11 protein-coding genes are annotated in these 13580 nt (G+C 60.1%); 6 read left to right on the top strand and 5 right to left on the bottom strand.

Annotated elements, in window-relative coordinates; translation table 11 throughout:
* Positions 1-97: 97 nt before the first annotated feature.
* Together xylA and ACILSR_RS11475 are read right to left on the bottom strand one after the other, a co-directional pair.
* Positions 98-1408, bottom strand: a complete 1311-nt coding sequence (gene xylA / locus ACILSR_RS11470) for a xylose isomerase (RefSeq protein WP_395749908.1) — start codon at positions 1406-1408, stop codon at positions 98-100.
* Between the two features lie 98 nt (positions 1409-1506).
* Positions 1507-2781, bottom strand: coding sequence for an MFS transporter (locus ACILSR_RS11475; RefSeq protein WP_395749909.1), 1275 nt, complete (start codon positions 2779-2781; stop codon positions 1507-1509).
* Between the two features lie 199 nt (positions 2782-2980).
* Between ACILSR_RS11475 and ACILSR_RS11480 the strand changes: the two genes are divergently transcribed.
* Complete coding sequence (locus ACILSR_RS11480) at positions 2981-4231, top strand: hypothetical protein (RefSeq protein WP_395749910.1); 1251 nt, start codon at positions 2981-2983, stop codon at positions 4229-4231.
* 49 nt (positions 4232-4280) lie between these two features.
* On the opposite strand, the gene ACILSR_RS11485 is transcribed toward ACILSR_RS11480, so the two are convergent.
* Both ACILSR_RS11485 and ACILSR_RS11490 read right to left on the bottom strand, forming a co-directional pair.
* Positions 4281-5729 carry a DEAD/DEAH box helicase gene (locus ACILSR_RS11485; RefSeq protein ID WP_395749911.1) on the bottom strand — a complete coding sequence of 483 codons (1449 nt, stop codon included), beginning with the start codon at positions 5727-5729 and terminating at the stop codon, positions 4281-4283.
* Positions 5730-5797: 68 nt separating this feature from the next.
* Positions 5798-6439 (bottom strand): DNA-3-methyladenine glycosylase family protein, encoded by a 642-nt coding sequence (locus tag ACILSR_RS11490; RefSeq protein WP_395749971.1) that lies wholly within the window; start codon positions 6437-6439, stop codon positions 5798-5800.
* A gap of 353 nt (positions 6440-6792) precedes the next feature.
* Here ACILSR_RS11490 and ACILSR_RS11495 point away from each other — a divergent pair, with 353 nt between their 5' ends.
* Positions 6793-8652 carry an FHA domain-containing protein gene (locus ACILSR_RS11495; RefSeq protein WP_395749912.1) on the top strand — a complete coding sequence of 620 codons (1860 nt, stop codon included), beginning with the start codon at positions 6793-6795 and terminating at the stop codon, positions 8650-8652.
* Between the two features lie 152 nt (positions 8653-8804).
* On the opposite strand, the gene ACILSR_RS11500 is transcribed toward ACILSR_RS11495, so the two are convergent.
* On the bottom strand, positions 8805-9386 hold the full coding sequence (locus ACILSR_RS11500; RefSeq protein WP_395749913.1) for an NADPH-dependent FMN reductase: 582 nt from the start codon (positions 9384-9386) through the stop codon (positions 8805-8807).
* A gap of 92 nt (positions 9387-9478) precedes the next feature.
* Here ACILSR_RS11500 and ACILSR_RS11505 point away from each other — a divergent pair, with 92 nt between their 5' ends.
* From ACILSR_RS11505 to ACILSR_RS11520, 4 genes are all read left to right on the top strand, one after another.
* The gene (locus ACILSR_RS11505) at positions 9479-11146 is read left to right on the top strand and encodes an ABC1 kinase family protein (RefSeq protein WP_395749914.1); all 1668 of its coding nucleotides are present in this window, start codon (positions 9479-9481) and stop codon (positions 11144-11146) included.
* Positions 11147-11173: 27 nt separating this feature from the next.
* Positions 11174-11617 (top strand): hypothetical protein, encoded by a 444-nt coding sequence (locus ACILSR_RS11510; RefSeq protein ID WP_395749915.1) that lies wholly within the window; start codon positions 11174-11176, stop codon positions 11615-11617.
* A 98-nt stretch (positions 11618-11715) separates the two neighbouring features.
* On the top strand, positions 11716-13218 hold the full coding sequence (gene xylB / locus ACILSR_RS11515) for a xylulokinase (protein ID WP_395749916.1): 1503 nt from the start codon (positions 11716-11718) through the stop codon (positions 13216-13218).
* A 9-nt stretch (positions 13219-13227) separates the two neighbouring features.
* Complete coding sequence (locus tag ACILSR_RS11520; RefSeq protein ID WP_395749917.1) at positions 13228-13578, top strand: STAS domain-containing protein; 351 nt, start codon at positions 13228-13230, stop codon at positions 13576-13578.
* The last annotated feature ends 2 nt before the right edge of the window (positions 13579-13580 follow it).

Here is a 13580-nt window from a genome sequence, read left to right on the forward strand (position 1 = left end):
CGTTGCTGCAAATCAGCTCCGAGCGCAACGCATCATAAAAAAATGAGGCGGCCGTTTCCGACCGCCTCACGAGATTGCATCAATCGACGGATACCTGTTACAGGTAGTCGTTCACCAGGTTCTCCATCATCTCCTGACGGCCGCTGCCCAGCAGAGGCTCGCCATTCGCGAGGACGTGCGCTTCCAGTTCGGCAAAGCCCACTTCGCCCTTCTCGATCTTCGCGCCGATGCCGCTGTCAAACGTGCTGTAGCGCTGCTTGATGAAGGCGTCGATGCGGCCGTCCTCGATCATCGCATGCGCAATTTTGAGGCCGCGTGCAAAGGCGTCCATGCCGCCGATGTGTGCGTGGAAAAGATCCACGGGCTCAAAGGATTCACGGCGGCACTTCGCGTCAAAGTTCAGGCCGCCCGTGGTGAGGCCACCCATCTTCAGCACTTCCAGCATGATCTCGGTGGTCAGATAGATGTTGGTCGGGAACTGGTCGGTGTCCCAGCCGATGAGCGTGTCACCGGTGTTCGCATCGATGGAACCCAGCGCATTCGCCGCCACGGCCACCTGCATCTCATGGCGCATGGTGTGTCCGGCCAGCGTGGCATGATTGGTTTCCAGGTTCAGCTTGAAGTGCTCCAGCAGGTTGTGCTCGCGCAGGAAGTTCAGGCAGGCCGCCGCATCGGAGTCATACTGATGCGTGGAAGGCTCACGTGGCTTTGGCTCGATGTAGAACTGGCCCTTGAAGCCGATCTTCTTCTTGTAATCCACCGCCATGTGCAGCAGGCGCGCCAGGTGGTTCACCTCGCGCTTCATGTCGGTATTCCACAGCGTGGCGTAGCCTTCACGGCCACCCCAGAAGGTGTAGCCTTCGCCGCCGAGGCGGTGCGTCACATCCATGGCCTTCTTCACCTGTGCCGCCGCATAGGCAAACACGCCGGCGTTCGGGCTCGTGGCAGCACCCTGGCAGTAGCGAGAGTGGGAGAAAAGGCAGGCCGTGCCCCAGAGGAGCTTCTTGCCGGTTTGCTTCTGAGCTTTTTCCAGCTCATCAGCCACTGCGTCAAACGCCGCATTGCTCTCTGCCAGTGTGGCAAGTTCAGGAGCCACGTCGCGGTCATGCCAGCAGTAGTAGTCCACGCCCAGCTTGTCCATGAACTCAAAGCAGGCCCACACGCGGCGCTGTGCATTCGCCACGGAATTGCTGCCGTCATCCCAGGGGCGCTGGGCCGTGCCGCCGCCGAATGGATCGGACAGCGAGTTGCGCATCGCGTGCCAGTAGGCCACGGCAAAGCGCATCTGCGAACGCATCGTCTTTCCGCCAACGATTTCGTCCGGGTTGTAATGCTTGAAGGAAAGCGGATTGCGGCTCTTGGGTCCTTCGTACTGGATTTTGGGGATGTCTGGGAAGGCGTCGTTCATGGTAGGGCAGCCAAGGGAGACGAAACCCGCCGCTCTGCAACTGGTTCGTCATTCTGTGAGTGGACAGTTTTTAGGCTAAATTGGACACGACCTCAGCCTCACAGCGCCTTCCTGTTCGTCTCCTCCGCCATCCACACCGCCACCAAAGTGATGACCGCCATGACAATCAGATACACCGAAACCGGCCCCGGTTTTCCACCGCTTCGATCCAGCAGCGCCGTCGCGATCAGCGGTGCCAGCCCTCCAGCCAGCGGCGAGGCCAGCTGATACCCCAGAGACGCCCCGCTATATCTCACCCGCGTGCCGAACAGCTCGGAGAAAAACGCCGCCTGCGGCCCATACATCGCGCTGTGAATGATCAGCCCCAGCGTCACCGCAAGCCACAGCATGTGGATGGATTTCAGGTCGATCAGCCAGAAAAACGGATACGCAAACAAGGCCACCAGCACCGTCCCGCCCAGGTAAACCGGCCTTCTCCCAATGCGGTCCGAAAGCCAGCCAAAAAACGGAATCACAAAAAACTGCACCGCCGACCCAATCAGCACCGCCTGCAGCACCTGATCCTTGGTAAATCCCGCCTGCTGCGTGGCATACGTCAGCACAAATGCCGTGATCACATAAAAGAAGGCGTTCTCCGCGAACCGCGCCCCCATTGCGATCAGCACGTTCCCGGGATACTTGCGGATCACTTCAAAGATCGGCATCTCGTTCGCGCTGCTGCTCTTCTTTGCCTCGGTAAAGACCGGACTCTCCAGCACCCGCAGCCGGATAAACATGCCCACCCCGAGCAGCAGAATGCCGATTAAAAACGGAATGCGCCACCCCCACACCAAAAACGACTCCTCAGGAATGATCGACGACAGCGTGCGAAACACCCCTGTAGCGATCAGCAGCCCGATTGGCACCCCCGCCTGCACCCAGCTCGCCAGAAATCCGCGCTGCCCAGCCTTGCCATGCTCCACCGCCATCAGCACCGCGCCTCCCCACTCCCCGCCTACGCCCAGCCCCTGAATAAAGCGAAGCAGCACCAGCAAAATCGGAGCAAGGATGCCCGCCTGCTCATACGTCGGCAGCAGGCCAATCCCAAACGTCGCCAGCCCCATCATCATGAGGGTCGTCACCAGCATTGATTTCCGTCCAAGCTTGTCACCGAAGTGTCCGAAAACGATGCCTCCCAGCGGCCGGGCAAAGAACCCCACCGCGTTCGTCGCAAACGACGCCATCGTCGCCGCCAGCGGATCCATGCTGGTGAAGAACAGCTTGCCAAACACCAGGGCGGAAGCCGTGACGTACAAAAAGAAATCATACCACTCTATGGTGGTGCCAATAAAGCTGGCCAGAACGACGCGGCGGGTGCTGTTGGAATCGGACATGATTTGAATTCCTCAGGCTGAAGGTTTGCCCCGCGCATGACAAGACGAAAACACAACTCTCCAAGCGCAGCCGCTACCGCCCACGATGAAAGCTTTTTCATATGATTCCCACGCCACATGCCCTTTTGATCTCTCCACCCCGGCGCGAAATTTCATCCAAAATGAATCCAAGTGTCCGCCGCGGGGTTCCACGCTCACCATGAAGACAACCATCCTCCTCGCCCTGGCCACCCTTCTCGGCACCGTCGCTCTGCGAAGCCAGTCCGCCGATACACCTGTCGATTTCTCCAAAGCCCGCGAGCTTTTCGAGAAGCGCCAGAATGGCGGCACTCTCACAGCCGATGAGTCAGCCTTCCTTGAACGGGCCAAGGCCGCCCATGCGGCCCAGCAGTCAAAATCGGGCGGCAGCGCACCTTCGACACAGGGGCAGGACGGAATCGACTGGCAGAAAGCTCAGGCACTTCACCGTCGCGAACAAAACGGCGAGAAGCTCAGCGAAGCCGACCAGAAGTATCTCGACCACGCCAAGGAGGTCCGCAGCCGTAGTGGCAATCGTGGCAGCGGCCAGGCCAATCAGCGGAAAGCCCCCGAGGGCCTCAAGCCCCTCACCGACATGACTGCCGAGGACAGGTATGAAGGCGAAGACGGCGGCCTCTACGGCAAAGGCAGCAACGAGCCCCCCGAAGCCCTGAAAAAGTCTGCTGATACCGCCCTGGCCCAGATCAAACCTCTCGACGCCGAGGGCAAGCCTTCCGACAGCGGCAAGATCGCCTTCGTTTCCATCAGCATGTCAAACGCCACCCAGGAGTTCTCCTTCTTCAAGACCATCGCCGACAAAGACCCACGCAAATCCGACAAGCTCACCATCGTCGATTGCGCCCAGGGGGGCCAGACCATGGCCGCATGGGCTCAGCCTGAGGGCCGACCCTGGCCCGAGGCCATGAACCGCCTGAAGCGTGCCGAAATAAGCCCGCAGCAGGTTCAGGTTGCGTGGATCAAACTCGCCAATGCCGGCCCCTCCGGCTCGAAGACCGAGCATCTGGCCATCCTGGAAGCCGACACCATCAATGTCCTGCACCTGCTCAAAGAGCGCTTCCCCAATCTCCGCATCGCCTATCTCGGCAGCCGCATTTACGCCGGATATGCCAGCACCGGACTCAATCCCGAGCCCTACGCATACGAAGGCGCCTTCGCCGTGCGTCACCTTATCCAGCAGCAGGCCAGCGGAGACGAATCCCTGGCCCTCAGCAAATCCCCTCTCCTTGTCTGGGGCCCTTATCTCTGGGCCGATGGGGAAAAAGGCCGCAAGCTCGACGACCTCAAATACCTCAAGGACGACCTCGGCCCCGATGGCACCCACCCCAGCAATTCCGGCCGCGAAAAAGTCGCCAAACAACTTCTCGAATTCTGCGCCACCAGCCCCCTCGCGAAAGGCTGGTTTACGAAATGACTTTCGGCCATGGAATGGTTGTGGCGAGAGCCCGACCATTCATGAGCTACTACCGCCCAGTGAGCCTCTTCCACAGGCTCCGCGCGCCGGTCGGCGAGGTGTCCTGCTGTGGCATTTGAGCCGGCTGCCGCGATGCAGTCCCGGATGAAGACGAGCGCCGCTCGCCCCCTTGGCGTCCACCACCACCCTGGCCACCCGAACGTCCTCCGCCCTGGCCGCCACCATAACCACCCTGGCGTCCGCCACCGCCACCACCTTGGCCATGGCGTGGTCCTCCCTGCCCTTGCGGGCGGCGCTGCTGAAACTGGCGCTGCTGCTCACGCCTTTCGGGACGTTCATCGCTCACCGCCTGCGGCGCTGCGTTGTAATCAAAGCCTTCCGCACGTTTGCGCACCAGCCCGCGGTTGATGAACTTCTCCAGCTTGCGCACATCCGCCGCCTCATCCGGCGAGACAAAGCTGATCGCATCCCCGATGGCCTGCGCTCGGCCCGTACGACCGATGCGGTGCACGTAATCTTCCACAATGTGCGGAAAATCAAAATTCACCACGTGCGAGATTCCGTCCACATCGATTCCGCGCGCGGCGATGTCCGTGGCCACCAGCACGCGCACAGTGCCCGTCTTGAAATCATCCAGCGCGCGCAGGCGCTGATTTTGCGAGCGGTTGGCATGCAGTGTCGCGCATTTCACGCCCGTCTGCTCCAGCTTGCGCGCGATCTTGTCCGCCCCATGCTTCGTACGGCTGAACACCAGCACCATCTGCATCTTGTCATCCTTCAGCAGATGTGAGAGAAGCGGCAGCTTCAGATGCTTGTGCACCTCATACACCAGCTGGGTCACCGACTCCGCCGGATTCGAGCGCTTGCCGATCTGAACGATCTTCGGCGAATGCTGAAACTCGTGGGTCAGGCTTTCGATCTCCTTCGACAGCGTCGCGGAAAACATCAGCGTCTGCCGCTTCTTCGGCAGTTGATTGATCACCCGGCGGATGTCCGGCAGGAAGCCCATGTCCAGCATGCGGTCCGCTTCATCCAACACCAGGTACTCAAGCTGCGAAAAATCCGCGCAGCGCTGTCCCATCAGATCCAGCAGGCGCCCAGGGCAGGCGATGACAATATCACTGCCCGCACGCAGCGCATCCTTCTGCGGTTTCTCACCCACACCACCATACACCTTGGCAATCTTCAGCGGCAGATGCCGCGCATACGCCAGCACGTTTTCCTCGATCTGCGCCACCAGCTCGCGCGTCGGCGCCAGCACCAGCACGCGCGTGCGGCGGCGCTGCCCCTGTGCGATCGGGTTTGAAGTGAGGCGCGTCAAAATCGGCAGCGTGAAGGCCGCCGTTTTGCCCGTGCCTGTCTGCGCGATGCCAATGACATCTCCACCCTGAATGATGACCGGAATCGCCGCCGCCTGAATGGGTGTGGGCTCCGTGTAACCGGCTTCTTGAATGGCTGTAAGGATGTTTGGGTCGAGACCGAGGGGCTTGAATGACATGTCCCAAGCCCTTAGCCGCCGATGGCCTGCTTAGCAACGACGCGTTTCCCCTTGCAATGGCCGGATCCTCACGCCTTCGCGGCATCCGCAGCTCTCCACAAATACCAGGCCGCCAGGGTGCGATGCGGCTGCCAGCGTTCGGCCATCTCACGAAATTCCTTCGGTTTCGGCATCTCCGCCATTTTCTTCACCACGCGCCAGCCGTTGCGCACCCCATAGTCATCGCTGGGAAACACATCCGGCCTGCCCAGAGTGAAGATGAGCAGCATCTCCACCGTCCAGCGGCCAACACCGCGCACCGCTACGAGTCGTTCAATCAGTTCTTCATCATTCAGCTTCAGCGCCGCGGCGCGCCCAGGAATCTGCCCGCTGAGTGTTTTGGCGGCGATGTCACGGATGGCCAGCATCTTTCCCGTGGAAAAACCGCACGCACGCAGCGCTTCATCACTCGCCGTCATCACCTGCTCCGGCTTTGGAAAGCGCACTTGCGGAAACAGCGCCTTGAACCGTCTCAGGATCGCCTCTGCCGCATTCGCATGCAGCTGCTGGTGCGCCACCGCGCTGACAAGCGCCTCATACGGCGATCTCTTTTGTGGCACCAGAAGACACGGACCGTGCACCTTGATCAGCCGGCGCATGACAGGGCAGCGTTTGGAAAGATGGGCTTCGGCTTCGGTGTGCATGCCTTGACTGGATTGCGACATCGTAATCTTTGCAAGATTGATTCGGCTCTCAAAATCAAAAAGGAGCGCCAGTCCGCGCAGATACTGCACCATATTCCCTTCACCTCCTGTTTGCCTTCGAATCTGTGCTCGCCAAGTTCGGCCCATCCCATTGCCGAACGAGAGCACGGGCGCACGGCGCATGAAACCGGGTCACGGAGGTAGATCTGGCGACTCCGCGCTTGCCGAAGTGAAGGCTACGAACCTGCCATCGACCGGGAGACAAAAAAAACTGCGGCGTGAGGCATTAATCCTGCACCATTTTGATGCGCGATTCAAATGCGCGTTTGATTCCACGCGTATCATCGACTTTGCTACGCCAGTTGCAGCGCTATACCCCCATGGCAAAACTAACTTTCGTGCTTGAAGACGGCCAGGAAGTGGTGGTTCCCCTCAAGGAACACACCACCATCGGACGTGACGAAGGCAATGACATCGTAGTCGATGATGAGCGCATCTCGGCACACCATGCTGAGATTGTTCAAAACGCCGACGGCAGCCTGCAGGTCTTTGATTTAAAATCGACCGCCGGCACCTTCGTAAATGGGGAGAGTCAGATCAGCTGCACGCTGCTCCATGGAGACACGATCGCCTTCGGCCCTCTTGTTGGCACGCTCGACCTTGAGCACCCCGCCACATCATCCCCGCTGCCATTTGAAATTCCTGCTTCTGCGCAAGCAGCGCAGCCCTCTGAACCGCCAGTTCCACCGCCACCCACGCCCGAACCACCCACGCCTGGGCTTTCGACGTCTGCGCCTTCGACGCCCGAACTTCCTGCTCCAGAACCTCCGACACCTGAGCCTCCCACCCAGGAACCGTTGGTGCCTGAACCCCAGGCCTCCGAACCAACGATCCCTGAACCAAGCGCCCCTCCTGCGGTTTCACCCGCAGACCTTGTGCTCGCGGAAACCGTGGCCAAGCTGGAGGCCGAAAAAGCTCGACTCAAGTCCGAGGTGGACACAGCAGAAAGAGAACTGCGTGACTGGCAGCAGAGGGCGGAGAAGGAGCGTGCTCTCCACTTCGCACGCGTGGAGTCTCTGCGCGCTGAGGAGGAAAAGCTCGCTCCAGCAAAGGACGCACTAAAACAGGCGGAAACAGCCCACCACGACTGGCTGGAAGCCGTCAGCGCCCTTTCCAGCCAGCACGAAAACAAAACCGCCGCGCTCGAGCGTCTCAACGCCCAGCACTACGAAAAGTCCACCGAGGTGCAGCGGCTCAATACCTCCATCTCCGAAGCGAAGCAGGAAATTGAAGCCCTGGATGCGCAGAAATCAGAAGCTGCTGAGCGGCTCACTCAGGTGCGGAATGAGTGTGAGCAGGACGAGGCCTTGCTCAATTCCCTTCGCCAGCAGATCATCGATCACGAGAAACGTATCGCCGGAGAGGAGGCCCGGCATGCCGAGCTCAATGCGGTCTGTACGGAGCTCAGGGCAAAACATCAGCGCGATGAAGCCGCCGTCAGGGATCTCGAATCTCTGCTCATCACCCTGGAGCAAAACGGCGCCGCAGCGGAAGGCTCCTTGCAGCGTGTTCAGCAGGAGCTCGCCGCTCATGAAAGAGAACTGTCTTTGCGAAATGCCGCACTCGCCGCCCGCAATGACGAACTCGCCACATGCGAAAGCAGCCTTGCCGCATGTCGGGCGGAGCTTGCCACGGATACCCAGCACCTAGCTGCGGTCAAAGCGCAGCGTGCCGAGCTGGGCAGGCAGAGCCGTGAATTCGCCAATCTGGACCAGATGCTCGCGGATGCCAGACGAAGCCTTGAAGAGGCCAAGGCCCAGCGTGCCGAAATCGAGCAGCAGAACCAGGAGCTCGCCGGCACAAAACAGCAGCTGATCGATGCCAGGCAGCGCCTCGCCGCCGTGGAACAGCGTTATCGGGACGTACAAGCCAGCGGCGCCCAGGCAGGCTCGCACATCGCTGCGCCCAAGGCTGCTAAGGCGCCAGATCCTGAACAGCTCGCCCAGCACGCGGACCTTGCTTCCAAGATCGAAAATGCCCGGCGCGAACTTGCCGGGCTTGAGGCCAGCATTGCCTCCCTGCGGGAAAGCCAGCCTGCCAATGGCAGTGAATCCTCTCCGGCAGCCGAAACCTTTCCCCGGCCTCTGGTTGTTCAGGTGGAAACCATCCGGCTCACTCCTGTGCCAATCAAGTCCGAGCGCGCTCGTGGGCCCGGCACCAAAAAAGCCGCCACAAGATAACTCCTTTCGCAGGCTGATTACCATAGGATGCCCTCCTGACGAACAGCTGCTGGAGGCAGCAATGAGGGTCATGCGCTCCGACATCATTCAGCTCAGCCTCCTCGTCTGCACCGACAAGACCAGCCTCCCTCTTTGAGCATCATCTGGCTGCCTCAGGCCAGATGTTTCTTCAAGAAATCCACCAGCCCTTGTGCCAGCCGCGTCACCTGCTTGGCGATGCGTTCTTCCTTGAGCCCGCCCTTCTCATCAAAAGCATCGTAGGCCTTGGGCAGAGCCACCTGGTCTGGAAGCACAACGACGCCGATGTTGCCCAGAATCGCACGCACATGAACGAGCCCCCGCAGACCACCCAACGCTCCGGGTGATGCGCTAAGCAAGGCCGCCGTTTTGCCGCGATAGGCCACCAGAGCAGGCTCATCATCTGTTTCCGCGCGTGAAACCCAGTCGATGGTGTTCTTCAGCACTGCGGTGATCGAGCTGTTGTACTCCGGCGCGGAAATCAGCAGGGCGTCATGCTCACGGAAAATTGCCTTGAGCTTTTTGGCATTCTCAGGCAGTCCCTGCTGCTCCTCCAGATCACCATCATACAACGGCAGCGGATAATCCCGGAGATCTATCAGCGTTACCTCGGCGCCAGCCGCACGCGCCTCATCAGCAGCGAGTCGCACGAGCTGTTTGTTGCAGGAGGCGCTGCGGGTGCTTCCCGCAAAGGCAAGGATCTTGGGTGTTCTCATGGCAGATGCATACTCACCTGGGCCCGGTCTGCCAGCCAAGAGTGTGCATTCCGCATTGTCAGAAGCCTTTTTCGTGCGGAGGTTGCACCCGAATGAAGATCGACGCTCTGGCCCGCCTCGAACGATATGCCAAACGCATTGCGGAAATCGCTGCGGTGCTTGGCAAGTATGGCCTCGCCGATTTGTTCGGTGGCTTCAAATACTCCTGGCTGCAGGACCGTCTGAAAAGCGCCGACGGTCAGTCCCTGACTCTGGGCGTCACCCAGGCCGCCCGCGTGCGCATGGCCCTTACGGAGCTGGGCACCACCTCAATCAAGCTCGGCCAGATGCTCAGCACCCGCGCCGACCTGCTCGGCGCGGAACTCACTGAAGAACTTTCCCAGCTGCAGTCGAATGTGCCACCGGATCCCTCCACGGTGGCCCGGGCCACGATTGAAAAGGAACTCGGCCTTCCCATCGAGCAGCTCTTTGCCTCTTTTGATGAAACGCCACTCGCCGCCGCCTCCGTCGCGCAGGTTCATGGGGCACAGCTCCATTCCGGCCAGAGCGTCGTTGTCAAAGTGCGCCGCTCCGGTGTGGCAGAGCAGGCCGCCACGGATGTCGAAATCGTGCAGGCGCTCGCGGAGCTTCTAGAAAAGCACTCGCCCGCTTTACGCGCCTACCAGCCTCTCGCCGTCGTGCGCCAGTTCCGCCGCACACTCCTTCGAGAGCTGGATCTCACCTACGAACGCCAGAACCTCGAGGAGTTTGCCCGCAGCTTCGCCGATGAGCCCACCGTCTGCATCCCCGAGGTTTTCAGCACCCTGTGTTCACACCAGGTCGTCACCATGGAGCGTCTGGAGGGCATCATCGGAACAGACATCGAAATGCTGAAACAGTCCGGAGAAGACCTGGGCGAGTTTGCCAGGCGCGGTGCCAACATGTACCTCGAAATGGTTTTCCGCGACGGCTTCTACCACGCCGATCCACATCCTGGAAATCTCATGCTGCTGCCTGGCAACATCGTGGGCGTCATCGACTGCGGCATGGTTGGCCGGATAGAAGAAGATCTGCGCGATGAGGTCGAAGCACTGCTCTTTGCCGTGGTCGAAAACGATTCCGAACTCGTGGCCGAGCAGGTTCTTCGGCTCGGCCATGTGCCACCGGACTGCGAACGCGAAAAACTGCGGGCCGATCTCCAGGAGTTCATGGCGGATTACACCGGCCATCCCCTCAGTGACATCCACGTAGGCGCAGCTTTGAGCAGTCTTGTCGAGATCATCCGCAGCCATCACATCGTCCTGCCCCCCGCGCTGGCCATGCTGCTGAAAACGCTCATCGTTCTGGAAGGCACCTCGCGTCGCTTCAGTCCTGACGTGAGCCTGGCAGAGCTGATGAAGCCATATTGCTCCCGGCTTATCATGCGCCGCTTCTCTCCCGGACGCATCGCCAGGCGTGCCCGCCGCACCTTTCGCGTGTGGGACCGCCTGTTTACCGCGCTTCCTCGTGACCTCACCGACATGCTGGCCCGCTTTCGGGATGGCTCATTCACTGTACATCTCGACCACCGACACCTCGATCCCATCATCAATCGCCTCGTGCTCGGTATTCTTACCGCAGCCATTTTTCTCGGCTCCACAGAGCTGTGGAGCCGTCAGGCTGCCCCTTTGTTCTACGGCGTGTCCATCTTTGGCGCCCTGGGTTATGTGGTTTCCCTTTTCCTAGGCTGGCGTCTCCTGCGCGCCATCCGCAAATCAGGCAACATCCAGTCGAAGGATTGATTTGTCCGAACACCACGCGCATCTGCCATGCAACCACCGCCCATTCCCAGCAAAGACGCCGAACACCTGCGCACCCTTGCGATCTGCCACTATGTCAATGGCGGCCTTTCCATCGTGGGCATCGCTTTTCTGTTCTTCCATTACTCGATGATGAACATGTTCTTCGGCAATGCTCAGCTATGGGAGCATTCGAAATCGCCGCCCCCCTTCAATCCCCAGGAGTTCCTCAAATTCTTCGTTTGGTTCTACCTCATCTTCGGAGGCTTGCTGGTAATCTCTGGCATCTTCAATCTGGTTTCCGGCCGATTCCTTCAGCGACGCGTACACCGCACCTTCTGCATGGTTATAGCCGGATTAAACTGCCTGCACATGCCATTGGGCACCCTGCTCGGCATCTTCACGCTCCTCGCCCTCACCAAGGACTCCGTCATTCCGCTCTTCGACCGGCCCAAAAGCGATCCCTTTGTCTGATTTCACCTGAATCATGACCGATTCTTGACGTCTTGACTCCTTGACCTCCCCTCCCTTCCCACCGTAATCCTTTCGCCGACACCAACCTCAGACTCCCCATGTATTTCCTCGGCATCGACAGCGGCACTCAGAGTACCAAGGCCATCGTCCTCGACCTCGACTCAGGCAAAATCATTGCCTCTGGCCACAGCTCTTACGAATTGATCGATGGCCTGCCGCCCGGCCACCTCGAGCAGGATCCGCAGTCGTGGCTTGATGCGGTGGACTCATCCGTGCAGCAGTGCCTTGAGCAAATCGGCAAGGACAAGGTCAAGATCGCCGGCATCGGCGTCAGCGGTCAGCAGCACGGCCTTGTGGCCCTCGGCGCGGACGACAAGCCTGTCCGTGCGGCCAAGCTTTGGTGCGATACTTCCACCCAAGCGCAGTGTGCGGAGATCGCCCATCACTTCGGCGGCCAGCAGGGCGTCATCGCCACCGCCGGCAATGCCATGCTTCCCGGCTACACCATTCCAAAGCTGCTTTGGATGAAGCAGAACGAGCTTGAGAACTTCGCCAAAACCAAGACCATCCTGCTCCCGCACGACTACATCAATTTCTGGCTCAGCGGCGTGAAGCGCATGGAGTACGGAGACGCCTCCGGCATGGGCATCCTCAATGTAAACACCCGCCAATGGGCCTATGAAATCTGTGACTTCATTGATCCCAGCGTGCGCTCCATGCTTCCGCCACTCGGCTCCTCCAAATCCGTACACGGCACCATTCGCAAAGACCTCGCTGTAAAATGGGGGCTGAACTTCGATGTCATCATCAGCGCCGGCGGTGGTGATAACATGATGGGCGCCATCGGCACCGGCAATATCAAGCCCGGCGTCGTCACCGCCAGCTTTGGCACCAGTGGCACTCTCTACGGCGTGGCAGGTTCTCCTGTTGTGGATGGCCAGGGCGAAGTAGCCGCCTTCTGTGACAGCACCGACCAGTGGCTGCCTCTCGTCTGCACCATGAACGTCACCGTCGTCACCGAGCAGGTGCGCGAGATGTTCCGCTGGGATCTCCGTCAGCTTGAAGCCGCCGTGAAAACCGCGCCCGCAGGTGCAGACGGCGTCATGTTCCTGCCTTACCTCAATGGGGAGCGCACTCCGAATCTCCCCAATGGCACCGGCGTCATCCACGGCCTGCGTCCCACCAACATGGCTCCCGCCAACATCGCCCGCGCTGCCGTCGAAGGTGCTACCCTCGGCCTCGCCTACGGCCTGAAACGATTCCGGGATCTCGGCATGAACCCCACCGAAATCCGCCTCACCGGCGGCGGCAGCAAGAGCAGTGTCTGGCGTCAGATCGCCGCGGACTGCTTCAATGCTGAAGTCGTCACTCTCAGCACCAGTGAGGGCGCAGCTCTTGGCGGCGCCATCCAAGCCGCCTATGCTCACGCCAACCAAGGCGGCACTGAACGCGTCAGCTACGAGCAGCTCTGCGCCAGGCTCGTTACTCTCGACGAATCCACCCGCTGCAAGCCGAATGCGGAAAATGCCACGCTCTATGCTGCACAGCTCGAACGGCAGATGGAACTCACCGGCCGTCTCAATCAAACCGGCTGGCTCTGATCGATCTTCATGAAACCTACCGTTTTGACCCATCCCAATGCCGTTGTGATCCAGCTCGAGGGCGAGGCGGATCTTGCCACGGTGCCCGAATTTCAAAAAGTCGTGCGCGAGCAGATGAAGGCCGGCGTGAAACGCCTCATCATCGACTTCTCCAAGGTGACCTTCGTCAACACCCCCGTCTGGGCCGTTGTGGTGGAATACTTTCAGCACGCAAGCGGCGCGGGCACGGAATTTGCGCTCACTGGCATCCAGGGGCGCGTGGAGGCTTCCTTCAAAATCGTGCGCCTGGGCGACTTCATCACCCATCTGCCATCGGTGGACGCAGCCTTGAACTCCACCGATCTCACCAGCAAACGCTAGCA

The sequence above is a fragment of the Prosthecobacter sp. genome (assembly GCF_044222565.1).
In the GTDB taxonomy this organism is placed as follows: Bacteria; Verrucomicrobiota; Verrucomicrobiia; order Verrucomicrobiales; family Verrucomicrobiaceae; genus Prosthecobacter.